This is a genomic window from Mariniflexile sp. AS56 (genome assembly GCF_030552475.1).
GTDB lineage: Bacteria > Bacteroidota > Bacteroidia > Flavobacteriales > Flavobacteriaceae > Mariniflexile.
On sequence record NZ_JAUPED010000008.1, the window covers coordinates 150,171 to 174,827 of the forward strand.

24 protein-coding genes are annotated in these 24,657 nt (G+C 33.7%); 17 read left to right on the forward strand and 7 right to left on the reverse strand.

Annotated features, from left to right (window positions below; all coding sequences use genetic code 11):
• The first annotated feature begins 48 nt into the window (after positions 1-48).
• The 7 genes from serC (at position 49) to Q5N74_RS11495 (ending at position 6,537) form a co-directional block, all read left to right on the forward strand.
• Positions 49-1,113 (forward strand): 3-phosphoserine/phosphohydroxythreonine transaminase, encoded by a 1,065-nt coding sequence (gene serC, locus Q5N74_RS11465; RefSeq protein ID WP_304388951.1) that lies wholly within the window; start codon positions 49-51, stop codon positions 1,111-1,113.
• Between the two features lie 126 nt (positions 1,114-1,239).
• Positions 1,240-2,190, forward strand: a complete 951-nt coding sequence (locus tag Q5N74_RS11470; RefSeq protein ID WP_304388952.1) for a D-2-hydroxyacid dehydrogenase — start codon at positions 1,240-1,242, stop codon at positions 2,188-2,190.
• 117 nt (positions 2,191-2,307) lie between these two features.
• Positions 2,308-2,949, forward strand: coding sequence for a DUF937 domain-containing protein (locus Q5N74_RS11475; protein ID WP_304388953.1), 642 nt, complete (start codon positions 2,308-2,310; stop codon positions 2,947-2,949).
• A 177-nt stretch (positions 2,950-3,126) separates the two neighbouring features.
• Positions 3,127-3,564 (forward strand): DUF6146 family protein, encoded by a 438-nt coding sequence (locus Q5N74_RS11480; protein WP_304388954.1) that lies wholly within the window; start codon positions 3,127-3,129, stop codon positions 3,562-3,564.
• Between the two features lie 37 nt (positions 3,565-3,601).
• Entirely contained in the window at positions 3,602-3,904 is a 303-nt protein-coding gene (locus tag Q5N74_RS11485; protein WP_304388955.1) for a DUF6787 family protein, read from the forward strand.
• Positions 3,904-4,236 carry a hypothetical protein gene (locus Q5N74_RS11490; protein WP_304388956.1) on the forward strand — a complete coding sequence of 111 codons (333 nt, stop codon included), beginning with the start codon at positions 3,904-3,906 and terminating at the stop codon, positions 4,234-4,236. The genes Q5N74_RS11485 and Q5N74_RS11490 overlap by 1 nt, the downstream gene beginning before the upstream one ends.
• Positions 4,237-4,326: 90 nt before the next feature.
• Complete coding sequence (locus tag Q5N74_RS11495) at positions 4,327-6,537, forward strand: TonB-dependent receptor (protein WP_304388957.1); 2,211 nt, start codon at positions 4,327-4,329, stop codon at positions 6,535-6,537.
• A 37-nt stretch (positions 6,538-6,574) separates the two neighbouring features.
• Here the strand turns inward: Q5N74_RS11495 and Q5N74_RS11500 are convergent, their stop codons facing one another.
• Both Q5N74_RS11500 and folE read right to left on the reverse strand, forming a co-directional pair.
• Positions 6,575-6,859 carry a hypothetical protein gene (locus Q5N74_RS11500; protein ID WP_304388958.1) on the reverse strand — a complete coding sequence of 95 codons (285 nt, stop codon included), beginning with the start codon at positions 6,857-6,859 and terminating at the stop codon, positions 6,575-6,577.
• A gap of 45 nt (positions 6,860-6,904) precedes the next feature.
• On the reverse strand, positions 6,905-7,492 hold the full coding sequence (gene folE, locus Q5N74_RS11505) for a GTP cyclohydrolase I FolE (RefSeq protein ID WP_304388959.1): 588 nt from the start codon (positions 7,490-7,492) through the stop codon (positions 6,905-6,907).
• Between the two features lie 115 nt (positions 7,493-7,607).
• Between folE and Q5N74_RS11510 the strand changes: the two genes are divergently transcribed.
• Positions 7,608-8,270, forward strand: coding sequence for an ABC transporter ATP-binding protein (locus Q5N74_RS11510; protein WP_304388960.1), 663 nt, complete (start codon positions 7,608-7,610; stop codon positions 8,268-8,270).
• 12 nt (positions 8,271-8,282) lie between these two features.
• Here the strand turns inward: Q5N74_RS11510 and Q5N74_RS11515 are convergent, their stop codons facing one another.
• A complete protein-coding gene (locus Q5N74_RS11515) occupies positions 8,283-9,203 on the reverse strand; it encodes a LysR family transcriptional regulator (RefSeq protein ID WP_304388961.1) in 921 nt (306 codons plus the stop codon).
• Positions 9,204-9,302: 99 nt separating this feature from the next.
• On the opposite strand from Q5N74_RS11515, the gene Q5N74_RS11520 reads away from it, so the two are divergent.
• Positions 9,303-9,899: an NAD(P)H-dependent oxidoreductase gene (locus Q5N74_RS11520; protein WP_304388962.1), complete on the forward strand. Its 597-nt coding sequence runs from the start codon at positions 9,303-9,305 to the stop codon at positions 9,897-9,899.
• Here Q5N74_RS11520 and Q5N74_RS11525 read toward each other — a convergent pair.
• On the reverse strand, positions 9,896-11,068 hold the full coding sequence (locus tag Q5N74_RS11525) for a nitrate/nitrite transporter (RefSeq protein ID WP_304388963.1): 1,173 nt from the start codon (positions 11,066-11,068) through the stop codon (positions 9,896-9,898). The two genes, Q5N74_RS11520 and Q5N74_RS11525, sit on opposite strands and share 4 nt — an antisense overlap.
• Before the next feature lie 85 nt (positions 11,069-11,153).
• Between Q5N74_RS11525 and Q5N74_RS11530 the strand changes: the two genes are divergently transcribed.
• The 3 genes from Q5N74_RS11530 to Q5N74_RS11540 all read left to right on the forward strand — a co-directional run bounded on the left by Q5N74_RS11530 (position 11,154) and on the right by Q5N74_RS11540 (position 14,794).
• Positions 11,154-11,939, forward strand: coding sequence for a TIGR02757 family protein (locus tag Q5N74_RS11530; protein ID WP_304389043.1), 786 nt, complete (start codon positions 11,154-11,156; stop codon positions 11,937-11,939).
• Positions 11,940-12,003: 64 nt separating this feature from the next.
• Positions 12,004-13,200 carry a GAF domain-containing sensor histidine kinase gene (locus tag Q5N74_RS11535; protein ID WP_304388964.1) on the forward strand — a complete coding sequence of 399 codons (1,197 nt, stop codon included), beginning with the start codon at positions 12,004-12,006 and terminating at the stop codon, positions 13,198-13,200.
• A 106-nt stretch (positions 13,201-13,306) separates the two neighbouring features.
• Positions 13,307-14,794, forward strand: coding sequence for a S10 family peptidase (locus tag Q5N74_RS11540; protein WP_304388965.1), 1,488 nt, complete (start codon positions 13,307-13,309; stop codon positions 14,792-14,794).
• Between the two features lie 81 nt (positions 14,795-14,875).
• Here Q5N74_RS11540 and Q5N74_RS11545 read toward each other — a convergent pair whose 3' ends face one another.
• Positions 14,876-16,768 carry a peptidase M61 gene (locus tag Q5N74_RS11545; RefSeq protein ID WP_304388966.1) on the reverse strand — a complete coding sequence of 631 codons (1,893 nt, stop codon included), beginning with the start codon at positions 16,766-16,768 and terminating at the stop codon, positions 14,876-14,878.
• A gap of 88 nt (positions 16,769-16,856) precedes the next feature.
• Here Q5N74_RS11545 and Q5N74_RS11550 point away from each other — a divergent pair, with 88 nt between their 5' ends.
• The 5 genes from Q5N74_RS11550 (at position 16,857) to Q5N74_RS11570 (ending at position 22,244) form a co-directional block, all read left to right on the forward strand.
• Positions 16,857-17,879 (forward strand): glycosyltransferase family 2 protein, encoded by a 1,023-nt coding sequence (locus Q5N74_RS11550; protein ID WP_369686032.1) that lies wholly within the window; start codon positions 16,857-16,859, stop codon positions 17,877-17,879.
• Positions 17,880-18,062: 183 nt separating this feature from the next.
• The gene (locus Q5N74_RS11555; protein WP_304388967.1) at positions 18,063-19,988 is read left to right on the forward strand and encodes a BatA and WFA domain-containing protein; all 1,926 of its coding nucleotides are present in this window, start codon (positions 18,063-18,065) and stop codon (positions 19,986-19,988) included.
• Positions 19,985-21,241 (forward strand): dihydroorotase family protein, encoded by a 1,257-nt coding sequence (locus Q5N74_RS11560; RefSeq protein WP_304388968.1) that lies wholly within the window; start codon positions 19,985-19,987, stop codon positions 21,239-21,241. The genes Q5N74_RS11555 and Q5N74_RS11560 overlap by 4 nt, the downstream gene beginning before the upstream one ends.
• A gap of 2 nt (positions 21,242-21,243) precedes the next feature.
• Positions 21,244-21,585 (forward strand): hypothetical protein, encoded by a 342-nt coding sequence (locus Q5N74_RS11565; protein ID WP_304388969.1) that lies wholly within the window; start codon positions 21,244-21,246, stop codon positions 21,583-21,585.
• Positions 21,586-21,587: 2 nt separating this feature from the next.
• Positions 21,588-22,244 carry an alpha/beta hydrolase gene (locus Q5N74_RS11570; protein WP_304388970.1) on the forward strand — a complete coding sequence of 219 codons (657 nt, stop codon included), beginning with the start codon at positions 21,588-21,590 and terminating at the stop codon, positions 22,242-22,244.
• Positions 22,245-22,334: 90 nt separating this feature from the next.
• On the opposite strand, the gene Q5N74_RS11575 is transcribed toward Q5N74_RS11570, so the two are convergent.
• Complete coding sequence (locus tag Q5N74_RS11575) at positions 22,335-23,036, reverse strand: response regulator transcription factor (RefSeq protein ID WP_304388971.1); 702 nt, start codon at positions 23,034-23,036, stop codon at positions 22,335-22,337.
• Positions 23,037-23,038: 2 nt separating this feature from the next.
• Positions 23,039-24,574 (reverse strand): sensor histidine kinase KdpD, encoded by a 1,536-nt coding sequence (locus Q5N74_RS11580; RefSeq protein WP_304388972.1) that lies wholly within the window; start codon positions 24,572-24,574, stop codon positions 23,039-23,041.
• Between the last annotated feature and the right edge of the window lie 83 nt (positions 24,575-24,657).

Consider the following 24,657-nt stretch of genomic DNA (forward strand, 5'->3'; position numbering starts at 1 on the left):
AATTTCTAATTAATTAGCAACTTTGCATCTTTAAATTCTACAACAAAAATGAAGAAACACAACTTTAGTGCAGGACCAAGTATTTTACCACAAGAAGTAATCCTTAAATCTTCTCAGGCAATTCTTGATTTTAATGATGACGGATTATCTATTTTAGAAATATCTCATAGAAGTAAAGCTTTTATTGATGTTATGGAAAATGCCAGAGCATTGGTTATAGAACTTTTAGGCTTAGAAGGTAAAGGTTACAAAGCTTTATTTTTACAAGGTGGTGCTAGTTCACAGTTTTTAATGGTTGCCATGAATCTTTTAGAAAAAAAAGCGGGTTATTTAAATACTGGAGCGTGGAGTAATAAAGCCATTAAGGAAGCTAAAAACATTGGTGATATTTACGAAGTAGCATCTTCTAAAGACGCTAACTTTAATAATATTCCTAAAGGATATTCAATTCCTTCAGATTACGATTATTTCCACTGCACATCAAACAATACTATTTTTGGAACACAAATGAAATCATTCCCTAACTCTCCAATCCCTATGGTTTGCGATATGAGTAGTGATATTTTTTCTCGTGTGCTAGACTTTACACAATTCGATTTAATCTATGCTGGTGCTCAAAAAAATATGGGACCTGCTGGAACAACACTTGTTGTTGTTAAAGAAGAAATTTTAGGAAAAGTATCTCGTACTATTCCTGCTATATTAGATTACAACTCGCATATTGCTGCAGATAGTATGTACAATACACCTCCTGTTTTTCCAGTTTACACAACCATGTTAACTTTAGAATGGTTAAAAAATCTTGGTGGCCTAAAAGCTATTGAAGAATTGAATGAGAAGAAAGCACAAGTAATGTATTCTGAAATAGACTTAAACCCATTATTCAAAGGTTTCTCTGTAAAAGAAGATCGTTCTTTAATGAATGCTACATTTACTTTAGAAGAACAAAAATTAAAAGAAACTTTCGAAACCATGCTTAAAGAAGCAGGTATTAGTGGTGTTAACGGACACAGAAGTGTTGGTGGTTACAGAGCCTCTATGTACAACGCTTTACCAATTGACAGTGTAAAAGCACTTGTTGAAGTAATGAGCGAATTAGAAAGTAAAGCATAAAATTGGTTTGTAGTTGGCAGTGACAGTTTTCAGTGCTTACTCAAACTTACAAATAATTTAATAAAAGTATAAAGCATATAAGTTCTTGCAACTTAATCTTTAAACTAAAAACTTTAAACTAAAAAAATGAAAGTATTAGCAAACGACGGTATTTCAAAAAGTGGTATTGAAGCCCTTGAAAAAGGTGGTTTTGAAGTTATTACTACTACCGTAGCTCAAGAACAATTAGCAAACTACATTAACGAAAAACAAATTACTGTTTTATTAGTACGTAGTGCTACAACGGTACGTAAAGAATTAATCGACGTGTGCCCAAGTATCAAAATTATTGGTCGTGGTGGTGTTGGTATGGATAATATCGATGTTGATTATGCTAAAAGCAAAGGCCTTAGTGTTATAAACACACCTGCTTCTTCATCACATTCTGTTGCTGAATTAGTATTTGGTCATTTCTACGGATTAGCACGTTTTTTACATAACTCTAACAGAGAGATGCCTTTAGAAGGTGATGTTAGCTTTGGTAAATTAAAGAAAGCATACGCTAAAGGTGTAGAACTTAAAGGAAAAACTTTAGGTGTTTTAGGTTTTGGTCGTATTGGTCAAGCTACTGCTAAAGTTGCTTTAGGTGCTGGAATGAAAGTGATTGCTTTCGATCCGTTTCTTGAAAGTGCTAATTTAGAATTAGACTTTTTTGATGGTCAAAAAGTAAACTTCAACATTGTAACTATTTCTAAAGAAGAAGTTTTAAAACAAGCTGACTTTATTACTTTACACGTACCTGCTCAAAAAGAGTATGTAATTGGTGCCCCAGAATTCGAATTAATGAAGAAAGGTGTATTTATTGCAAATGCTGCACGTGGTGGAGTTATTGATGAAGCTGCTTTAGTGAACGCTATTGAAAGCGGAAAAGTGGCTGGTGCTGCTTTAGACGTTTTTGAAAACGAACCAAAACCAGAAATTCAATTATTAATGAATTCCGGATTATCACTTACACCTCATACAGGTGCTGCAACAAACGAAGCCCAAGATAGAATTGGTACTGAATTAGCAGAACAAATTATAAGCATCTTAAAATAGGTAACAATTAATTATTGTAATCTATTCGATTTCATAAAGTCCTAACCCATAAGTTAGGACTTTTTTTGTACCTTCAACTTTCAATTAAAAGTAGTAAAATAAAACAAATAAATAATCATGTCAGGAATTTTAGACTTATTAAACAGCGACCTAGGAAAAACTATTATTAATGGTGTTTCAAGTCAAACCAATCAACCAGAGAACAAAACACAAGAAGTATTAACTATGGCATTACCCGTGTTAATGCAAGCTATGAAACGAAATGCATCAACACCACAAGGTGCTAAAGGCTTATTAGGCGCTTTAAACAGCGGCAAGCACGATGGTAGTATTTTAGATAATTTAGGCGGTTTATTTGGTGGCGGTGTAGATTCTAATGTTCTAGATGATGGTAGTAAAATTTTAGGACATGTATTAGGTGGTAAGCAAAAGCAAGTAGAAAATACAATAGGCGCAAAAGCAGGCATGGATGCTGGATCGGTAGCACAAATACTAAAAGTAGCTGCACCTATAGTTATGGGCATGCTAAGTAGTCAAGCAAAAAAAGACAATGTAAATAGCGCGAATGGCATCGAAACTTTATTAGGTGGCTTATTAAGTGGCAACTCCGCTTCAAACGAACAAAGTTTCTTAGAATCTATTTTAGATGCAGATGGTGATGGTAGTGTTATTGATGATGTTGCTGGTATGGTTTTAGGTGGTGACAAAAAGAAAGGCGGACTTGGTGGTTTACTAGGTGGTCTTTTTGGAGGTAAATAAAAACAACCTTAGATATAAACTTAAAACGTCAAACTTCCATGTTTGACGTTTTTTTTTGTTAAACCATTTCAAAAACAATCTTTTAAGGAATGGTTTTTGTAATTTTAAGTATCATATCGAGACGCTTTTACTTGTTCCTGAGAATAAGATTTGGCATCCACTTTAAAACGAAACTAAATGAAATCACTTATAGCCATTCTACTCATTTGCGGTTTTGCCATAAGTTGCAACACTACAAAGCCTGTTACAACCAACAAAAACGAGACGCTTGAAAACACAAAGTACAGCGACACGGTAAGTATTGCAAACGATGAGCTAGAATACGAAATCATTATTATAGAACCTGGGTTTAATTCTTGGTTAGCAAGTAGAGCCAAACCTGAGGGCTTTTATTCCCAAAGTTATTTAGAAAACAGAAATTATATCTATGTAATTGAATGGAATAGTCGTGTTTTACAACCGCAACGCTTTAACCCAAGTTTGTACGAAATGCAAATAGATTATCGCACAGGTATAGATTACGGTTACGAGGTTAATTACAAACTTTATAACTACTTTATCTATTTCCAATTAACCTATAAACAACAATTAGCTGGATTTGTTCCTCGAATTTAAAACTCTTTTAGTTACTTTTGCACTTTAAATAAAGCTTGTGGAAAAATTAAAAGAACGTTGGGGTATCGAACAGAACTGGGAAATCATCATGATTCTTATTGTATTTACTGTAACTGGCTCTACGGCTTCATTTATAGGAAAGCCTATTTTACACTATTTAAATATCACTTCTGAAAGTTTTGGATCTCTTGGCTATTGGGTAACTCGCATTGTTTTACTATTCATAATGTATCAATTTATGCTTGTTTTTTTTGGTTGGTTATTTGGACAACACAAATTTTTCTGGAATTTTGAAAAAAAGATGCTAAGACGTATTGGACTAAAACGTTTAGTCGATTAGTGCAAAAAACAAAGGAACATATCGCCTTTAAAACAGCAACATTACTCGTAGTATTATTTTTACTTATACCTACAGCTACTAAGTTTGCTCATATATTCTCTCACCATAAACATGATATTTGTTTGGGTGAAAAGTCTACACACCTGCATGAAATTAATACAGATTGTGACTTTTACAAATTCAAATTAAGCCATTCTTATACCTTTACTTTTTTCAATATTGAATTAATTTCTCCTAAAGAAATTACTTTAGATAGTATTTCTCAATATCAATTTTTAAGTAAGTTTCAACGTTTACAAACGGCACTTCGGGGCCCTCCTTCTTTAGTTTAATAACTACATACTCTGAAAACTTTTTCAGTAATAAAACATTATTAAATTAATCTGTTTCCGTTTAACGGAAATGAAAACATCTTTTTATACATGAAATTATTTTTGAATGTGTTGCTATTTCTAGCAATCACAAACTCATACGCCCAAAATTCAATACAAGGAACCGTTGTTGATGCCAACACAAAACAAGGCTTGGTATATGCTAACGTCTATTTCTCTGAAGTAGAAAAAGGCACATCTACCAATGAAAATGGTGATTTCTCATTAGAAAACATACCTGCTGGCCATTACAAAGTAGTCGTTTCAATTCTGGGTTACGAAACAAAATCCGTCAACCTAAACATTCCGAATACAACCACTATTCAAATAAGTTTAACACCTTCCGCAATTGAAATGGAAGCCATTATAGTATCTACTCCGTTCCACAAACTTCAAAGTGAAAATGTTATGAAGGTAGAGCATGAAACTGTAAAAAACTTAAAAGCCAACGGCGCTGTAAATTTATCAGATGGTATTACCAATATTGCTGGCGTAGAAAGCGTGACCACTGGTTTAGGTATTGGCAAACCCGTAATTCGTGGTTTAAGTTCTAATCGTGTTTTGGTTTATGCGCAAGGTGTACGCTTGGAAAACCAACAATTTGGTGACGAACATGGTTTAGGACTTAGCGACTCTGGTATTGAAAGTGTTGAAGTTATTAAAGGCCCTGCTTCCCTACTTTATGGTAGTGATGCGCTTGGTGGCGTTCTGTATTTAAATCCTGAAAAATTTGCACAAAACAACACTTATAATGCCGATTTCAATGGTAATTACTACAGCAATACCCAAGGGTTTAGCACCAATGCAGGTTACAAAACATCAGACGATCATTTTAAATTTTTGTTCCGCGGAAGCCTAACCGAACATGCCGATTACAAAACAAACAACTATAGAGTTACCAATACGCGTTTTAAAGAGCATGATTTTAAGGCAGGCGTTGGCTACCAAAACCATGATTTTAAAACTGAATTTCGTTATAACGTAAACAATTCAAAATTAGGAATCCCTGAAGGAATTGGTGAACAATCTACCTTAAAAACACCTTTACTACCTTTTCAGAATATTACCAATCATTTGTTTAGTTCGAAATCGACGCTATTCCTAAATAATTCACGATTAGATATCAATTTAGGCTATATCTATAATGATAGAAAAGAATTTGAAGAGCATCATGAGGAAGAAGAAGAAGAAGAAGAAGAGCATTCAGATGAAATTTTGGAAGCTGCCTTACATATGAAACTAAAAACAGCGAATTATGATGTGAAGTACAACTTACCAAAACTGGGAAGGTTTGAAACTATTGTTGGTCTACAAGGCATGAACCAAGTGAATACCAATTATGGTGAAGAGCAATTAATTCCAGATGCTACAACAAACGATGTTGGTGTTTTAGCTACTTCACATATCCATTTTGACAAAGCCGATGTGCAATTGGGTGCTAGATATGACAACCGATCTATCGATGTTAGTTCGGGCTTACAAAAAGACTTTAATAGTTTTAATGGTGCTTTAGGTGTTAAAACCAATATTTTTAAACAAGTTACAGCCAGAGTAAATTTAGCTACCGGCTTTAGAGCTCCCAATTTATCTGAATTAACTTCGGATGGGACACATGAAGGTACCAACCGTTACGAAATTGGTAACAGCAGTTTAAAAAGTGAGCAAAATTTTCAAACAGATATTGCTTTAGAATTTAAAAACGACCATGTTGAGTTTTTCGTAAACGGATTTTATAACAAAATAAATAACTACATTTATTTATCACCTAACGGAACAGAAATAGACACAGACCCCGTTTATGTGTATCTACAAAATGATGCCAATTTATATGGTGGTGAAATTGGTTTACACATACACCCACACCCACTAGATTGGTTACATATAGAATCGAGTTTTGAAACCGTTACTGGAAAACAAGACAATGAAAGCTATTTACCTCTAATCCCAGCAAATTCATTAACTAATATTTTAAGAATTGAATTTGAAAAACCGTGGTTAAAAAAGGGCTATTCGTTTATAAAAGTCACAAATACATTTAGTCAAAAAAATGTAAGTACTTTTGAAACAAACACGCTAGGATACACGTTATTAAGTGCAGGCCTTGGTGGGAGTTTTAACCTATTTAAAAAGGAAGCTACCTTTACCTTATCGGGGACAAACTTAACGAACAAAACCTACATCAATCACCTATCACGCTTAAAACCTGATGGTGTTTTTAATATGGGCACCAATATCATTATTGGACTCAATTATAATTTGTAAAAACTTAAAATCCCTTTCAAATTTGAAAGGGATTTTTTTACTTCTTAATATCTACAACACCTTTATCTTTAGCAAACACATAGGTGTAAATCCACATGAGTGTAAACGTTGGTATCACATCAAAACCGGGTAAAGCTTCTTCAACAAAGTTTATAACACCCGCTATTTTTCCTGGTTTTCCTTTATAAAGTTTAGTCATTAACCAACCCGAAAGTGGTGCCCAAACAATATCTGAAAACTCACCAATACCTGGGATGATAAAAGACACATATCCCAAGGCATCAAAAAGAATTCCTAATGCTAATTTTTTATATTTATTCATTCAATCGTTTTATTATTTCAAAAGAAACAAAAAACATACCACAAACTACTTCCCTATTAATTTCAAAAATTCATTTCTAGTTTCACTTTTCTCAAACTGACCACGAAAGCCCGATGTCGTAGTTACCGAGTTTTGTTTTTGTACACCACGCATCATCATACACATATGCGACGCTTCAATAACAACCGCAACACCTTGAGGCTTTAAAGTATCATTAATACAATCTAAAATTTGTTCTGTTAAGCGCTCTTGAACTTGCAAGCGACGTGAAAACACATCGACAATTCTAGGTAATTTACTCAAACCTACAATGTGACCATTTGGAATATAAGCTATATGTGCTTTTCCAAAAAAAGGTAAAATATGGTGCTCGCAAAGGGAATACAACTCAATATCCTTCACAATAACCATTTCGTTATAACTCTCTTTAAACATAGCACTTTTAAGAATCTCAACAGGGTCTTGATGGTATCCTTGCGTTAAAAATTGCATGGCTTTTGCTGCGCGTTCTGGTGTTTTTAGCAAACCGTCACGCTCTGTATTTTCACCTAAATCTTCAATAATGTTTTTGTATCTATCTTTCACATCATCGGTAACCTGCATATTATATTCTTCGAACTTTTTGTATGGCATTTTTCCTATTTTTCTAATACTAAATATAAAGTATAAATAGGACATAGCAATAAAAACAATTCTTAATTGTACAGCACACCTTAAAGTAGTATTTTCACGCTATTATTTTATAGTTATGATTCAAGCAAAAAATATTCATAAATTTTATAAGGATTTAGAAGTTCTTAAAGGCGTTGACATTCATGTACAAAAGGGCGAAGTTGTTTCCATTGTAGGTGCTTCGGGTGCAGGAAAAACAACCTTATTGCAAATTTTAGGAACTTTAGATAGAGCCTCTTCCAAAGAAGATTATGAACTCACTATTAACAATATTAGCATTAACGGACTTAACGATAAAGCCTTAGCTAAATTTAGAAATGAGCATATTGGTTTTATTTTTCAATTTCATCAATTATTGCCTGAATTCACTGCTCTGGAAAACACCTGCTTGCCTGCTTTTATAAAAGGCACCAAGAAAGCTGATGCCGAAAAACGCGCTAAAGAATTATTAGACTTTTTAGGATTATCACACCGTTACCACCACAAACCAAACGAGCTTTCTGGAGGTGAACAACAACGTGTTGCTGTGGCTAGAGCACTTATAAACAACCCCGATTTAATTTTTGCAGATGAACCTTCTGGGAATCTAGACAGTGAATCTGCCGAAAATTTACACAGTTTATTTTTTAAATTACGTGATGAATTTGGCCAAACCTTCGTGATTGTAACACATAATGAAGAGCTTGCCAATTTAGCAGACAGAAAATTAGTGATGGTTGATGGGAAAATAGTCGTTTAGGCATTGCGTATATTATACGAACTCCTCAATACCTTTCATTTTTGTTTTAAATATACTTTGTAGCACATTTAATTCCTTTTTATATTTTAAATCGGTTCTGGAAGCGAAATACAACATGTTTTCTGTACTCACTTTTCCATTCCATATTAACTTAATTTCGTTTTTGGCAATAGCTTCTTCACATAAAAAATCTGGAACTAAAGCCAAACCGGTATCATTACTTAAACATCTAATAATAGAACTGATATTTGGCAATATATAATTAGGTTTAAAGGCAGGGTGATTTTTGAAATTTTCATGCCAAAAACGCCTAAAATGCTCCATCTCGTTAGATGCGCTATACCAGGTATTTAGCTGAAGTTCTTTTTCAAGTTCTTGCCAATTAGAGTCCTCAATAAGCTTATTTATTACGGTTGTATCGGTTTTAACCCCTGCAATTAAAACGATTCGTTCTTTAGAAAAAGCCGTATAATCAACTATCGCTTTTTTATCATTTTGTTTTTTCGGAGTAATAACCAAATCAACAATACCATTGTTTAAATCTTTTATTAAATCGGTATGATTTCCGAATTTGGCTACCAAATCAAAATTTAATTTAGGAATTTCAGCCTCTATAACAAATTGAAACATCTCAGAACACATACCTATATGCAATGATGGTTTTTTATCTTGGGTCGTTTTTTTAAAATGTTGTTCGGCAACTTCCAATTTTTCGATAGCTTCTATAATAAACTCATATAAAAACTTCCCTTCTTCTGTCGGAATCATTTTTCTAGAAGTACGTTCAAATAACTTTTTACCAACATAAGCTTCTAATGCATTTAAATGCACACTGACACCAGGTTGCGATGCATATAAAGCCACGGAAGCCTTGGTTAAGGTTCCGTTTTCATAAATTTCTTTTAACGTTCTATACCATTCTAAATTCACCATAACTATTAATATTGTGATACAAAGGTATGATTTATATTATTTTCATGATAATAAAACCCAGAGTATATTTGCTCGAAATTAGAAATCACACCAAGTAAAATGAAACATATTTTTATAATTAATGGAGCACATCCATTCGCACATTCCTCTGGACTATTTAACAAAACCATTTTCAATAACTCAATCTCTTATTTTAAAGATTTAGAAGGCTATGAGGTTCAATTCACTCAAGTTGGAGACGCATACGACCCGAAAGAAGAGGTTGAAAAATTTAAGTGGGCCGATTTAGTAATTTACCATACGCCTATTTGGTGGTTTCAATTGCCTTTTGGTTTTAAGAAATACATAGATACTGTTTTCACAGAAGGACACCAAAACGGTATGTATACCAGCGATGGAAGAAGTAGAAACAATCCTGAAATAAATTATGGGACAGGTGGGTTAATGAAAGGAACAAAATACATTCTTACCACAAGTTGGAACGCGCCTAAAACCGCATTTACTCTTGAAAATGAGTTTTTTGAGGAAACAAGCGTAGACCAAGGGGTGATGTTTGGTTTTCATAAAATGAATACTTTTACAGGCATGGAATTACTAGGAACGCACCATTTTCATGATATGGAAAAAAATGCAAATGTTGCTTTAGAACTAAAAGAATACAACACATTTCTAAATGAGGTTGTTGCTAATTTTTAATGTTTCGAGCTTCCGTACAAGCCCACCAATCCAAAAACGGGACCTATGGCTAGAAGCATAAACAGAAATTTCACTGCTATAACATTCATAAAAAAGCCTATAAGCTGTATACTTATAATGGTAACCGCAAACCCTATGGAATTTACAATAGTTAATGCAGTTCCCTTAGCCTCTGACGAACAATTCTGAGCCACCAATGTTGAAAACAAAGGGGAATCTGCTATAACAACCATTCCCCAAAAAACAAGGAAACCAATAAAAAGGTATTCAGAATTTAAGGCAAAAAATAGTGGAGATACTAAGCAACACAGACCAGATACACCAAGCACCACCGCTGCTACATTTTTTGTATTATAAATTTGAGACACATAACCGGATACTACACACGCCAAACCGCCAACTGCAATAATTATAAAACTAAGTACAGGCACATTAAAATGAGTTTCTGGATGCATTTCAGTATAAGTAACCAACATAATGGGAACAAAAGCCCAAAAGGTATATAGTTCCCACATATGCCCGAAATAACCAAAGGCTGCCGACCTGAATTTTGGTAACTTAAAAACCTTATAAAGTGTTGATATTTCTAACTGTCTGGCTGATTTTCTATACGGCCCATTGGGAACCAGAAAAAACATGAGCAGTCCTCCTAAAACCGATAAAAAAGACGTGGTATATATAACCCATTTCCATGGAAACATATCCATATTCGCTTTTAAAACATGTGGAAAGGCCGTACCTAACACCAAGGCACCTACCAAAAACCCTAAAGATTTACCCAAACCTTTTTCAGTGTAATCAGACGCTATTTTCATTCCAACGGGATAAATTCCTGCAAGGAAAAAGCCAGTTAAAAACCGTAGTATTACCAAACTACTTAAGCTGTGTCCTTTTAAAACAAATCCTAAATTAAAAACACCTGCGATTATGGCACTAAAAAGAAACACTTTTGATGGTGAGAACCTATCTGTGATAGTTAAAAGAGCAAACAAAAAGGTGCCAAATATAAAACCAAATTGAACGGCGGATGTTAAATGTGCCATGGCCGACGTTCCTAAATTAAACGTATTCACCAAATCGCCCATAATGGCATTTCCTGCAAACCATAACGAGGTGCAGCAAAATTGAGAAAAAACAATGATGGGTAAAATATGTTTTGAGTGATTCATATTGAAGAATTCGCAACCAAATTAGTTGTTATAAATGACTAAGACGGGTTTTAATTCAACTTATTACAATATTTTTGTAACACGTATGAATGTAAAGCCAGAAAAATTAAATCCGCAAGACCTTAAAGACTTTCTAGACAGCAAAGTTTTAGAATATAACAACCCAACGTTTATAGACAGTGACCCGATTCAAATTCCACATCAATTTTCACTGAAAGAAGATATTGAAATTTCAGGGTTTTTAACTGCAACCATTGCTTGGGGAAATCGAAAAAGCATTATCAATAATGCCAATCGATTGATGGAATTTCTTGATAATTCTCCTTTTGATTTTGTAATGCATCATACAGAAACCGATTTAGAAAAACTTCAACCTTTTGTACACAGAACCTTTAATAGCGACGATGCTATTCAGTTTATAAAAAGTTTGAAACATATGTACACGGCACACAACGGTTTGGAAGCTACATTTGCCAAACATGCTGAAAAGGATTCTCTTCAACATGCTATTTCTAAATTTAAAACCACTTTTTTTGAAGTTGAGCACCTTCAACGTACCCAAAAACATGTTAGCGACCCGTTGAAAAATTCAGCAGCAAAACGTATTAATATGTTTTTACGATGGATGGTTCGAAACGATAAAACAGGCGTCGATTTTGGTATTTGGAAAAGCCTTTCTCCTGCCCAACTCTCCTGCCCATTGGATGTGCATTCCGGTAATGTTGCTCGAAAATTAGAGTTATTAAAAAGAAAACAAAACGATGGTAAAGCCTTATACGAGTTAGATACCGCCTTAAGAACCCTCGATCCCAGCGACCCCGTGAAATACGATTTCGCTTTATTTGGATTAGGTGTATTTGAAAATTTTTAAGCTGTTTTTAAAACATTTAGTGAATTAATTACGTATACTTTATAAGCCCCTAAACTAAAACACCATGATTACACCAAAATTACCCCTTAATGAATCTAAAAGGTTAGACGCTGTTAAGAGTTATAATTTACTAGACACCCTACCAGAATCAGATTATGATAATATCACTAAATTAGTAGCTAGTATTTGTGATGTCCCCATATCATTAATTTCACTTTTAGATACCAATAGAAACTTTTTAAAATCGCATCATGGCTTCGCTTTAAATGAATCGCCTCGAGATATTTCCTTTTGTGGACATACTATTTTAAATGACGACCCCATATTTATTGTTGAAGATGCTACAAAAGATGAGCGTTTTCATGATAACCCCATTATTAAGGCATACAATGTAACCTTTTATGCAGGTGTTACATTAATCAATCCACAAGGCTTTCCTTTAGGCACACTATGCGTTTATGATAATAACCCGAGAAAATTAACTGAAAAACAAAAAGATTCCTTAATCATTTTAGGAAAACAAGTAGTCAACCTATTTGAGTTAAGACTGAGAAACAAAACGTTGAATGAAACACTTTCAAACTTAAATGAACGGAATGACACTCTAAAATCTTTCGCGAATAAAGTATCTCATGATTTAAAATCGCCGTTAGCCAATATCACATCGCTATCTCAATTATTTAAAGAAGAATTAAAAATCACAAATCCAGAAATTAACCTGGAATACTTAAACTATATTGAAGAATCTGCCGATACATTAAGAGCCTATATTGATGGTATTTTAAAACATTATAAGAGTGAAGAATCTCTTAAAACCGATAAAAAAGAAACCACTTTGGAAGACGTTTTTCAAGCTATTAAAAATATTTTAGCCCTTAATTCAAGTAATTTCAAACTACTTAATAAAGCTTCTTTACAAAATGTGAACCCATCGGCATTAGAGCAAATCCTTTTAAATTTAGTAGATAATGGTTTTAAGTATAATTTGAATGCATTCCCAATAGTTACCATTGATTATTCTAAAAATAACACCCATCATATTTTTTATGTAAAAGACAACGGTATGGGTATTGCCCCAAATAAACAAGACCAATTATTTGATTTATTTAATACTGCCGATGTTGAAGATAAAACAGGCAATAAAGGAACCGGTATCGGTTTATATACTGTAAAAACCTTAATCAATAAATTGGGAGGTACCATCGAAGTTAACTCTATTATAAACCAAGAAACTACCTTTATGTTTACGCTTCCTAAATAGGAAAACAAGTTTTTTATAGATTGTTTTTACAAAGAATAGTCTGTTGTATTCGAAAGGTTTTTTTAACTTCTGTTTTTAGTATCTTTAGAATATTAAATAACGACTTATGAAACACCTTGTAACATTACTTTTATGTTTTTCTACCTTATCTCTAATCTCCCAAAACAGGAAAATCCCTGTTGACACCACCATTGTTACTACGCATAGCACTGTAATTAAGGGGACTGCCTTAAACTATACCGCCACCACAGGTACACAACCCGTTTGGAATGCAAAAGACGAACCCATTGCAACATTATACTATACGTATTACGAACGCAATAATGTTAAAGATAGAGCGAATAGACCCCTTGTTATTTCTTTCAACGGTGGCCCTGGATCGGCATCGGTTTGGATGCATATAGCATACACAGGACCAAAAGTACTGAATATGAACGAAGAAGGCTACCCTGTACAGCCCTACGGTGTTAAAAACAATCCTAATTCCATTCTTGATATTGCAGATATTGTTTATGTGAATCCTGTAAACACAGCCTACTCTAGAATGATTGCAGATAAAGAAGGTAAACTACCAAGTAACGATACTTTTTTCGGCATTAATGCTGATATTAAATATTTAGCTGAATGGATTAACACCTTTGTAACTAGAAAAAACAGGTGGGAATCTCCAAAATACATTATTGGAGAAAGCTACGGAGGCACACGTGTTATGGGTTTAGCGAACGAATTACAAAATAAACAATGGATGTTTTTGAACGGTGTTATCATGGTATCTCCTGCCGATTATAAACTTTATGGCACTGGGCAACCTATTTATTCTGCCTTAAACCTCCCCTACTTTACGGCTGCTGCCTGGTATCAAAAAGTATTAGCAACAGAGTTACAACAACAAGATCTATTGACTATTTTACCTGAAGTTGAAGACTTCACCATTAATAAATTAATGCCTGCCATTGCTAAAGGTGGTTTTATTTCTGATACAGAAAAAAATCAAATTGCTGAAAAAATGGCATTCTATTCAGGGCTAAGCAAAACCTCCATTTTACAAAACAACTTAGAGGTACCCGCCAGTTTCTTTTGGAAAGAATTATTACGTACTAAAACAGGGCAAATTATTGGACGCTTAGATTCCAGATATTTAGGTATTGATAAAAGAGAAACAGGAGATTCACCAGAATACAGCCCAGAACTTTCAAGTTGGAATCACGCCTTCACACCTGCTATTAACTATTATATTAGAGAACACCTAAACTTTAAAACCGATGTGAAATACAATATGTTTGGTGATGTACACCCTTGGGACAGAGAAAATGATTATACCAGAGAAGGTTTAAGACAAGCCATGGCGGAAAACCCGTATTTGAAAGTGTTAATTCAATCTGGATATTATGATGGTGCGACCACATATTTTGCTGCAAAATATACCATGTGGCAAGTAGATCCTAGCGGAAAAATGAAAGACCGTTTTACATTTAAAGGCTACCGAAGTGGACATATGATGTATTTAAGAAATGAAGATTTAATTTCAGCAAACAACGATTTGCGTGAATTCATTCAAGGTTCGTTAACCCAAGGTAAACCTGCAAAGTATTAAAACACTAGAGTAACAACATAAAAAAAACGATTGATGAACCTACGTTCATCAATCGTTTTTTTTATCAAATTGAAATTAAATTTAGCTTTTTAACCAAGCATCACGCAAGGTTTTTTGAGCTGCTGTAACTTCAGCCTTTTCCATAATCCCCTCACCAGTTGTAAAGGTTGGTGTGGTTTTGGTTTTTATTACAACCTCTTTACCATCTCTTATTAATACAACTTCTACATCTTTTCCTGGTTTCCACATAAAAACCGATTGCAATACTTGATTCGCATTTTGCATAGTTAAATCTGTACCATCAACAGATTTAATAATATCATTTGTTTGTGCACCATTATCTGTCCAAAAACTATTTTTTAAAACCATATCTGTAAAGAAAATAGTTCCTTCTTGCGGATCGCCACTAACAATTGGGGCACCATTCATTAGAATATAATTAGTTTCAACTTTACCTTCTCCTATTTCTAAACCCACTTTATTAAAAAATTCGTTGTAGTTTATTGGAATATCTCCAACTACATGCGTTTCTAAAAAGTCTTGCACAGATGGGTAAGTCATTTTTGAAATTTCCTCAATAAGCTTATCATCTTCAAATGGTTTATTTTTACCGTATTTGTTTGATAGTTCTTTCATTAAAGATAAAATGCCACGGTTCCCGTTACTTTCTTCTCGCATTAAAATATCGATACACATACCAATTAAAGCACCTTTTTGATACACATTTAAATATTGGTCTTTATAAGGTTCCTTTAAAACATTCTCACTCATAATAGTAAAACTCATCGCATCATTCAAACGTTTAGATCCTTGAATTTTACCCATCACTTTATTGTAAAACGCATCTTCATCAACCAAACCTTGATTTACTTGAAATAAGGTTGCAAAATATTCGGTAACCCCTTCATACATCCATAAATGTTTTGAAAATGTTGGGTTGTTATAATCGAAATAATGGACATCTTCAGAATGCACACTCAACGGCGTTACAATATGAAAAAATTCGTGCGATACCACATCTACCATACTTTCAGCAAGTGCTTCTTCATTCATCGATTCTGGTAAAACAACCACGGTAGATGTATGGTGCTCTAAAGCGCCATAACCTTTTGGCGACTCTTCTTTTTCTTCAGATAAATATAAATAAATATCATAACGAGGTGTCGCGTTTATATCTTCCAAAAAGGCTTTTTGAGCCTTCATCATGGTAAAAACAGTTTCCTTTAAAGATGCTGCAGAGTGTACTTTATTAGGCGAATACACACTTAACACAATTTTAATGTTTCCAACTTCAAACTCTTCAACACTTAAATTACCGTACATCATTGGGTTATCGGTAATTTCAAAATATCTAGTTGCCAAGTAACTTGTTGTTATTGTGCTACCATCTTCACTCGTTTTCGAGCCTGTATTTTGTAATGCAGACGTACGCACAAAATCGGCAGAAGCCGTTACGTCCAACTTATATTGATTGTTTTTTAACGAATCAAAATAACCAATAAAACCATGTAAATTAAGCACATAGTTTGTTGGCTCTATATTTGTTCCCGATGGTGAAAACGGTGTCTCTTTGCCTATACCGCCTTCAGTTTCCACATCAAACGTATCATTAACCAAATAGGTTATTTTATCTAGTTGTTTTGCATTTTTAATAACCCAAGTATTATCATCGGTTTTAGTAACTGGCATCACATTTCCTTTGTAATCGAAGGCTTTAAAATCGTCAACATACTTGCCGAAATCACTAACTGAATAAGTTCCTTGTACCACTTTTGGCAAACGATACGTTACCGTTTCTACAGTAAAACGCCCCGGATTTATAACAACAGGCGCTTTATCATTCACTACCTGCGTTAAATTTATAGCCGTTTCTATAGGTAAACTGGTGGCTAAATCGTTCCTCGATGTTTTTGTTGCGTTACAACCTGCTAATATAATACCCGCAAATAAAGCGGTTAAAGTTTTAGAATTCATTAATGCGTTTTTTGGTTCTTTTAAGTGACGTCCAAAATACTATTATGTTACGCATCCGCATCTTAAGGTTTTGTTAAAAAGCTTAATTATGTATATTCGCTATATGCAAAAACCATTAATAAGCATTTTAACCCCTTTTAAGAATACAGAGGCTTATTTAAAAGACTGTATCGAATCTATTTTAAGACAAACTTACACCAATTGGGAATTGATTATTGTTGATGATGGCTCTACCGATAGTAGCTATGATATTGTTAACGCTTTCGCGGAAAATGACACGCGCATAAGCCTTTTAAAAAATAAAGGTAGCGGTATTATTGATGCCTTACAAGCTGCTTTTAACCAAAGTAAAGGAGCATTTATTACCCGAATGGATAGCGACGATATTATGATGCCAAACAAATTAGAGGTTTTGTTGAATAATTTATTAAACCATGGTGAAAAGCATGTCGCGGTTGGTTTAGTCCAATATTTTAGTGCTTTAGGCGTTGGTCCTGGTTATAAAAGTTATGAAACATGGTTGAACAACCTAACCAAAACAGGCACTAATTATTCTGAAATTTATAAAGAATGTGTAATTCCATCACCTTGTTGGATGATTCATCGAACCAATTTAATAGCCTGTGATGCCTTTAACCCACACTTATATCCTGAGGACTACGATTTAACCTTCCGGTTTTACAAACACCAATTTAAATGCATTCCCTGCGATGTCGTTTTGCACCAATGGCGCGATTACAGTACCAGAACCTCTAGAACCCACATACACTATGCACAAAACCATTTTACCGAATTAAAATTACGCCACTTTTTAGATATTGATTATAATATAGAAAAAACAATTACTATTTGGGGAGCGGGAACCAAAGGGAAATTGATGGCGAGTCTTTTAATTGAAAAAGACATTCCTTTTGAGTGGATTTGCGATAACCCTAAAAAAATAGGGAAAGCTATTTACGGAAAAACCTTGAAGAATTTTAAAGCACTTTCCAATATTAAAAATCCGCAAAGCCTCATTACTGTTGCAAACAAAACGGCTCAAAAAGAAATACGAGCTTATTTAAAATCACTTCAAATGGAACCTTTAAAAGATTATATTTTCTTTTGTTAATTCCATCGAAAACCCATTCCCTATGAAACGGAATTTGTTTTGCTTGTCTTTTAATAATGAAAAAATGTTTACTTTTGAAACGAGTACTAACAGTAGAAAATATACCAACTGCCATATTCAAAAACCAATTGCATCTGACCTATAAACTAATAACATATAAACAGATGAAAAACACAAAACCCCATGCAGTTTAAACACCCCGAACTTCTTTACGCTTTATTTTTACTGCTGGTTCCTATAATTGTTCACTTATTTCAATTACGTAAATTTCAAAAAGAAGCCTTTACCAATGTCGCATTTTTAAAAGAAGCGACCATACAAACCCGTAAAAGCTCTCAAATAAAAAAATGGTTAATTCTGTTTACCAGACTCCTACTACTTGCTGCTATTATCCTAGCGTTTGCACAGCCATTCACCTCTAAATCAAATAGTTTTAACACGAAAAAAGAAACGGTTATTTATTTAGATAATTCGTTTAGTATGCAGGCCAAAGGCAGCAAAGGTGACCTTTTAAAACGTGCCGTTCAAGATATTATTAGTAATGTACCCGAAGATGAAAACATAAGTGTGATTACTAATGATGACGTCTTTAAAAACACGACTATAAAAGCCATTAAAAACGATTTATTACAATTAGAATACGCATCAAACCCATTAACGCTTGAAGCAGCCTTACTAAAAAGCAATACCTTCTTCAGTAAACAAAAAAACATAGTAAAGAACCTGGTTTTTATTTCTGATTTTCAGCAAGATGACTCGGAATTCACACCAAAATTGGACTCATTAACCAACCTTCATTTCGTTCAACTAAAACCAGTTAACACTAACAATGTTGCGATTGATTCCGCTTTTATTACTGCAACCACAGCGTCCACAATCGATATTAAGGTCCTCATAAAAAATAGTGGCAAACCTATTGATAACCTTCCGGTATCTTTATTTAATAATGAGGTATTAATTGCAAAAACATCGGTCGCTATTAATGACCGTGCTGAAACCACCTTTTCACTTCCAATTAAGGATGTTATAAATGGGAAAATTACCATTGATGATGCCAACTTACAGTTTGATAACAATTTGTTTTTCAACATCAATGAAACTTCAAAAATAAAGGTACTTTCTATACATGCGGAAAACGATGCGTTTTTAAAACGTATATATACGGAAGATGAATTTCTTTTTACTTCATCTCCTGAAAATCAATTAAATTATTCGCTTATAGACCAACAACATGTGGTTATTTTAAATGAATTAAAAACCATTCCAAATGCGCTTATTGCTGCTTTAAAATCGTTCACAAATCAAGGCGGTTCCCTTATTATTATTCCTTCAACCTCTATTAATTTAGAGTCTTACAACGAATTACTTAATACCTTCGGAAGTAACTTTAGTAATAGCATTCAAACGGAAAAACGCATCACAACTATAAATTACTCACATCCGCTATACAATTCTGGGGTATTTGAAAAACAGGTTACTAATTTTCAATATCCAACAACTGCTAGTTTTTATCCTATTGCATCTAAAAATGCCTCTGACGTTTTAAAGTTTGAAGATGGGAAGCCTTTTTTAAATCAAACTAAAAACATATACCTATTTACAGCAGCATTAAATACTGCTAATTCTAGTTTTAAAAATTCACCATTAATTGTACCAACTCTTTATAATATAGGGAAATTCAGCTTGAAGAATCCTGCCTTATATTATACAATTGGTCAAGAAAACACCTTCGATGTAGAAACGGAATTACAACAAGATGCCATTGTGACTTTAGTGAATGGAGATATAAACATGATTCCGAAACAACAGTATTTCAATAATAAAGTGGTGATTAATACATCAGAAACACCATCAACAGCCGCTATTTACACGATTAACACTAATAATGAATCACTAAAAAGCGTCAGTTATAATTACAACCGAGCCGAAAGCACCTTGGTTTACAGAAACCTATCCGCCTTAAAAAACGGAACTGTTAGTGATTCAATAACCGAAATTTTCGACACCATAAAAAGTGATACAAAAGTTAACGCCTTATGGAAATGGTTTGTTATTTTTGCACTAGCGTTATTGATTATTGAAATGCTCATATTAAAATACTTTAAATGAACATACTTATAAAATCTGCCACCATAATAGATTCTAAAAGCGAGTTTCACAATACAACTCAAGATATTTTAGTTGAAAACGGTGTGATTACCCAGATTGCCAACTCTATAAAAAACCCGAAAAACTATCAAGAAATTAGTTTTGACAACCTTCATATATCGCAAGGTTGGTTTGATAGCAGCGTTTGTTTTGGCGAACCAGGTTTTGAGGAACGTGATACTATTATAAACGGGTTGAAAACGGCCGCAGCTTCTGGGTTTACTACAGTTGCGATGAATGCCCACACCAATCCGGTGATAGATTCAAATTCCGATGTTACTTTTGTAAATTCTAAGGCCGCTAATCATGCGGTTACTTTATTGCCTATTGGCGCTTTAACGGCATCTAGTAAAGGTGAAGATTTAGCAGAACTTTACGATATGAATACCGCCGGTGCTGTCGCTTTTTACGATTATAAAAAACCGATAACCAACCCAAACCTTATGAAAATAGCCTTGCAATACGCTAGCAATTTTGGTGGTTTGGTGTGCTCTTTTCCGCAGGAAAATAAAATAGCAGGAAACGGTGTTGTAAATGAACATATTATAAGCACCCGATTGGGTCTAAAAGGCATTCCCGCTTTAGCTGAAGAAATGCAAGTAGTACGCGATTTATTTTTACTGGAATACACAGGAGGAAAATTGCATATTCCGACTATATCCTCGGCAAAATCGGTTGAATTAATCAGAGATGCTAAAAAGAAAAAACTAGATGTAACCTGTAGTGTTGCCATTCATAATTTATACTTTACAGATTCAGTTTTAACCGACTTTAACACCCATTTTAAAGTATTACCTCCTTTACGGACACAAACGGATGCAGACGCATTAATTGACGGCGTAAAAGACGGCACGATTGATATGGTAACCAGCGACCACAACCCTATTGATATTGAACATAAAAAAATAGAGTTTGATTACGCAGCCTACGGAACTATTGGTTTAGAAAGTGCTTTTGGAGCTTTACAAACTCTTTTTACCACTAAAAAAACCATCGATATTTTAACCAAAGGAAAAAGTAGATTTGGAATCACACCAACACCTATTAACGTTGGGAACATTTTAAATATTTCACTTTTTAATCCTGATACTAAATATACGTTTACCACTAAGGATATTATTTCTAAATCTAAAAATGCCATTTTCGAACACGAAGCTTTAAAAGGAAAGGTGTATGGCATTATTTCAAACCATAAAGTTTCGCTAAATTCTTAAGTATGACAGATCAAGATATTGAAAAAGGAAAACAAAATGCCATTATTAGTTACATCACAATATTCGGAGTAATTATTGCTTATTACTTAAATAATGAAAATGATAAAAAAAGCCCTTTTGCTAGTTTTCATATCAGACAGTCTTTAGGTCTTTGGTTGTCATTTATCGTCATAAACTTATCAATAACTAGAAATTTTGATGTTTTTAGACTAAGAGCCGCTATATACGTGTTCTTCTTTACACTTATCATTTACGGGCTTTCTAATGCTATTGGAAGAAAATATCAACCTATTCCATTACTAGGTAATCTGTTTCAAAAACTTTTTTCAAACTTAGGAAAATAATTATGACAAATACATCTCTTTCTTTACAACATATCATTAGGAAATCTACTTTAACAGAAAATGCACCATTGCTTATTTTGATGCATGGTTATGGCAGTGATGAAAACGATTTATTTTCGTTTTCATCTGAATTACCTGAAGACCTTTTCATCATTTCGGTACGCGCGCCTTATCCTATGCAGCCTTACGGTAATGCTTGGTATGCGATCAATTTTGATGAAGAACAAGGCAAGTGGAACGACAACGAGCAAGCCAAAGAATCTCGCGATTTAATTGCCACGTTTATTGACGAAGTGATTGCCGAATACCCTGTAAACGAAAATAATATCTCCCTTTTAGGTTTTAGCCAAGGGAGCATTTTAGGTTATGCCGTAGCATTAACCTATCCTGAAAAAGTTAAAAACATCATAGCACTAAGCGGCTATGTAAATAAAGATATTTTACCAGAAGACATAAATACCAGAGATTATTCAAATCTTGATTTTTACTACTCACACGGTAGTGTAGACCAAGTGATTCCAGTAGATTGGGCACGCCAAACAACTCCTTTTTTAAATAGCTTAAATATTAAAAATACCTACTCAGAATTCCCTGTGGGTCATGGCGTAGCGCCTCAAAATTTTTATGAGCTTAAGGAATGGTTGAGCAAGCGCATTTAGGAATTATTTATTACTGAAAACGTATTTATAAGACACAAAAAAATCCAGCTATTTGCTGGATTTTTTTGTGCTAAAACAGTTGTATCAAAATTAGTTTACAACCAATCTAAAACCTTCACCGTGTATATTAAGTATTTCTACTTTTTCGTCAAGTTTTAAGTACTTACGTAGTTTTGCAATGTAAACATCCATACTACGAGACGTAAAGTAATTATCGTCTCTCCAAATTTTGGTAAGCGCTAATTCACGTGGCATTAAATCGTTTTCATGCAAAGCCAATAAACGCAATAATTCGTTCTCTTTAGGAGAAAGTTTAACTGGGTCTGCACCATCAAATTTAAGAAAACGTAGCTTTGAATTTAAATCGAATCTACCAATTTTGAATTCAAACTGCTTACTATCTGAAATTGTTTCGGTAGCTTTACGTTGCATGATGGCTTTAATCTTCATTAACAACACTTCACTATCAAACGGTTTGTTTAAATAGTCGTCTGCACCTACTTTATAGCCTTTTAAAACATCTTCCTTCATGGTTTTAGCCGTTAAGAAAACAATAGGCACATCGGTATTCTTTTCACGTATTTCTTTCGCTAAAGTAAACCCATCTTTATAAGGCATCATAACATCTAGAATACATAAATCGTAATCGTCCTTTTTAAATTTTTCGAAACCTTCCATTCCGTTTTTGGCGTGAACAACATCGTAATCGTTCATCATCAAATAATCTTTAAGAACAATTCCAAAATTCGGATCGTCTTCAACTAATAATATTTTCTTTTTTTGCTCTTCCATTGTTATGATATTATTGGAAGCTTTATAATAAAAACGCTTCCTTTGTCTTTTTCACTTTCTACTGATACATGACCTTGATGGTCCTCTACAATACGTTTCACGTAGGCCAAACCTAAACCATGACCCTTAACGTTATGAATGTTTCCTGTGTGTTCTCTATAAAATTTTTCGAATACACGTTTGGCAGCTGCTTTACTCATACCGCTACCATGATCTTTTATTTTTAACAAAATATTGTTTCCAACATTTTCGGTATATACTTCAATTTTTGGTGCTTCTGGCGAATACTTAATAGCATTATCCAAAATATTCACTATTACATTTGTAAAGTGTGTTTCATTTGCTAAAACAGAGGTTTTTGGTGCATCAAAAAATGTTTTGATATATCCTTGTCTGTCTTCAACGATGAGCTCTACATGCGTAATGGCATCTTCTACTAGGTCGTTCAAGTCTAACCTATCCTTACTTATATTTAATTCGTTTTTCTCTAGTTTAGATATTCTTAATACGTTTTCAACTTGGGCATGCATGCGTTTGTTTTCCTCTTTAATCATTACCAAGTAGCGCATCACTTTTTCTTTATCGTCTATAACTTTCGGATTTCGTATCGCATCCAACGCCAAATTTATAGTGGCAATAGGTGTTTTAAACTCATGCGTCATGTTATTAATAAAGTCCGTTTTTATTTCTGCTATTTTACGTTGCTTCACCAATTGGTACAACGCACCACCATAGGCTAAAATAATGATGGATGTGAAAATAACCGATAACAAAATCATACCCATAATAGACGACAAAATAAACTTTTTATCATCTGGAAAATTCACCAAAAGCTTATAGGTACTTTGGTTGGTTTCGTTATAAAACATAAATACACTAAAAGCCGAAGCATCTGTATTCTCAAAATTATCGCTGCGTACTCTAGTCGCTAAATCGTTGCTGTAAATAGCAAATTCAAAATCGATATTAATACTATCTTCTTTTAACTTATCGGCTAATAGTTTTTGAATTTCATCTTTAGTTACACGTTTATGAATAGGCAAACGCGACGCTAAATCTTTATAAACATCTTCAAAAACAATTTCATCGGTGCTTGTCATTTTATCTAAAAGCAACAACTTATCGTTTGTACTTAAATCTAAATCTAAAGCAGATCCACTGTTCTTATAAACCTTTGTTTCACGGTTGCTTAAAATACGTTTAACATTAATGGTATCTAAACCTATGTCAAAGAGCGACGAATTAAATTTATAATTTTCTTCTAAAGTTCCGTTTCTATAAACAACCGTTTCTTTAGAATCTAAATCTTCTTTTATAATATACAAATTTCTAATGGCAGTTGTATCAACTTTCTCACCTTTAGAAATTAAATCTTGAAGTTTATATACGTATTCTGAATATTCTCGCTTCTCAATAGTGTTAGAAACGTAATTAAGAACCTTGTTTACATTAAACCTAAAACGCTCTTTTTCGTTTTTAACAGACCCATTAATATAATAAGCTTGAACAAATATAATACCTATCAAAGACAAACTCATTAACAGGATTAATAATACAAATATTTTTTTGCTCATCATCCAAAATTAACATTTTAACATTTAGTCCTCGTTCCTTTTAACCT

Excerpts from the sequence above, each read along its gene's own strand:
- Q5N74_RS11520 (WP_304388962.1), top strand. The coding sequence starts at position 9,303 with ATGAAACATATTTTTATAATTAATGGAGCACATCCATTCGCACATTCC.
- Q5N74_RS11560 (WP_304388968.1), top strand. The coding sequence starts at position 19,985 with ATGAACATACTTATAAAATCTGCCACCATAATAGATTCTAAAAGCGAG.
- Q5N74_RS11475 (WP_304388953.1), top strand. The coding sequence starts at position 2,308 with ATGTCAGGAATTTTAGACTTATTAAACAGCGACCTAGGAAAAACTATT.
- Q5N74_RS11550 (WP_369686032.1), top strand. The coding sequence starts at position 16,857 with ATGTATATTCGCTATATGCAAAAACCATTAATAAGCATTTTAACCCCT.
- Q5N74_RS11500 (WP_304388958.1), bottom strand. The coding sequence starts at position 6,859 with ATGAATAAATATAAAAAATTAGCATTAGGAATTCTTTTTGATGCCTTG.
- Q5N74_RS11565 (WP_304388969.1), top strand. The coding sequence starts at position 21,244 with ATGACAGATCAAGATATTGAAAAAGGAAAACAAAATGCCATTATTAGT.
- Q5N74_RS11530 (WP_304389043.1), top strand. The coding sequence starts at position 11,154 with ATGAATGTAAAGCCAGAAAAATTAAATCCGCAAGACCTTAAAGACTTT.
- Q5N74_RS11570 (WP_304388970.1), top strand. The coding sequence starts at position 21,588 with ATGACAAATACATCTCTTTCTTTACAACATATCATTAGGAAATCTACT.
- Q5N74_RS11575 (WP_304388971.1), bottom strand. The coding sequence starts at position 23,036 with ATGGAAGAGCAAAAAAAGAAAATATTATTAGTTGAAGACGATCCGAAT.
- folE (WP_304388959.1), bottom strand. The coding sequence starts at position 7,492 with ATGCCATACAAAAAGTTCGAAGAATATAATATGCAGGTTACCGATGAT.
- serC (WP_304388951.1), top strand. The coding sequence starts at position 49 with ATGAAGAAACACAACTTTAGTGCAGGACCAAGTATTTTACCACAAGAA.
- Q5N74_RS11555 (WP_304388967.1), top strand. The coding sequence starts at position 18,063 with ATGCAGTTTAAACACCCCGAACTTCTTTACGCTTTATTTTTACTGCTG.
- Q5N74_RS11545 (WP_304388966.1), bottom strand. The coding sequence starts at position 16,768 with ATGAATTCTAAAACTTTAACCGCTTTATTTGCGGGTATTATATTAGCA.
- Q5N74_RS11470 (WP_304388952.1), top strand. The coding sequence starts at position 1,240 with ATGAAAGTATTAGCAAACGACGGTATTTCAAAAAGTGGTATTGAAGCC.
- Q5N74_RS11495 (WP_304388957.1), top strand. The coding sequence starts at position 4,327 with ATGAAATTATTTTTGAATGTGTTGCTATTTCTAGCAATCACAAACTCA.
- Q5N74_RS11480 (WP_304388954.1), top strand. The coding sequence starts at position 3,127 with ATGAAATCACTTATAGCCATTCTACTCATTTGCGGTTTTGCCATAAGT.
- Q5N74_RS11580 (WP_304388972.1), bottom strand. The coding sequence starts at position 24,574 with ATGAGTTTGTCTTTGATAGGTATTATATTTGTTCAAGCTTATTATATT.
- Q5N74_RS11525 (WP_304388963.1), bottom strand. The coding sequence starts at position 11,068 with ATGAATCACTCAAAACATATTTTACCCATCATTGTTTTTTCTCAATTT.
- Q5N74_RS11510 (WP_304388960.1), top strand. The coding sequence starts at position 7,608 with ATGATTCAAGCAAAAAATATTCATAAATTTTATAAGGATTTAGAAGTT.
- Q5N74_RS11515 (WP_304388961.1), bottom strand. The coding sequence starts at position 9,203 with ATGGTGAATTTAGAATGGTATAGAACGTTAAAAGAAATTTATGAAAAC.
- Q5N74_RS11535 (WP_304388964.1), top strand. The coding sequence starts at position 12,004 with ATGATTACACCAAAATTACCCCTTAATGAATCTAAAAGGTTAGACGCT.
- Q5N74_RS11540 (WP_304388965.1), top strand. The coding sequence starts at position 13,307 with ATGAAACACCTTGTAACATTACTTTTATGTTTTTCTACCTTATCTCTA.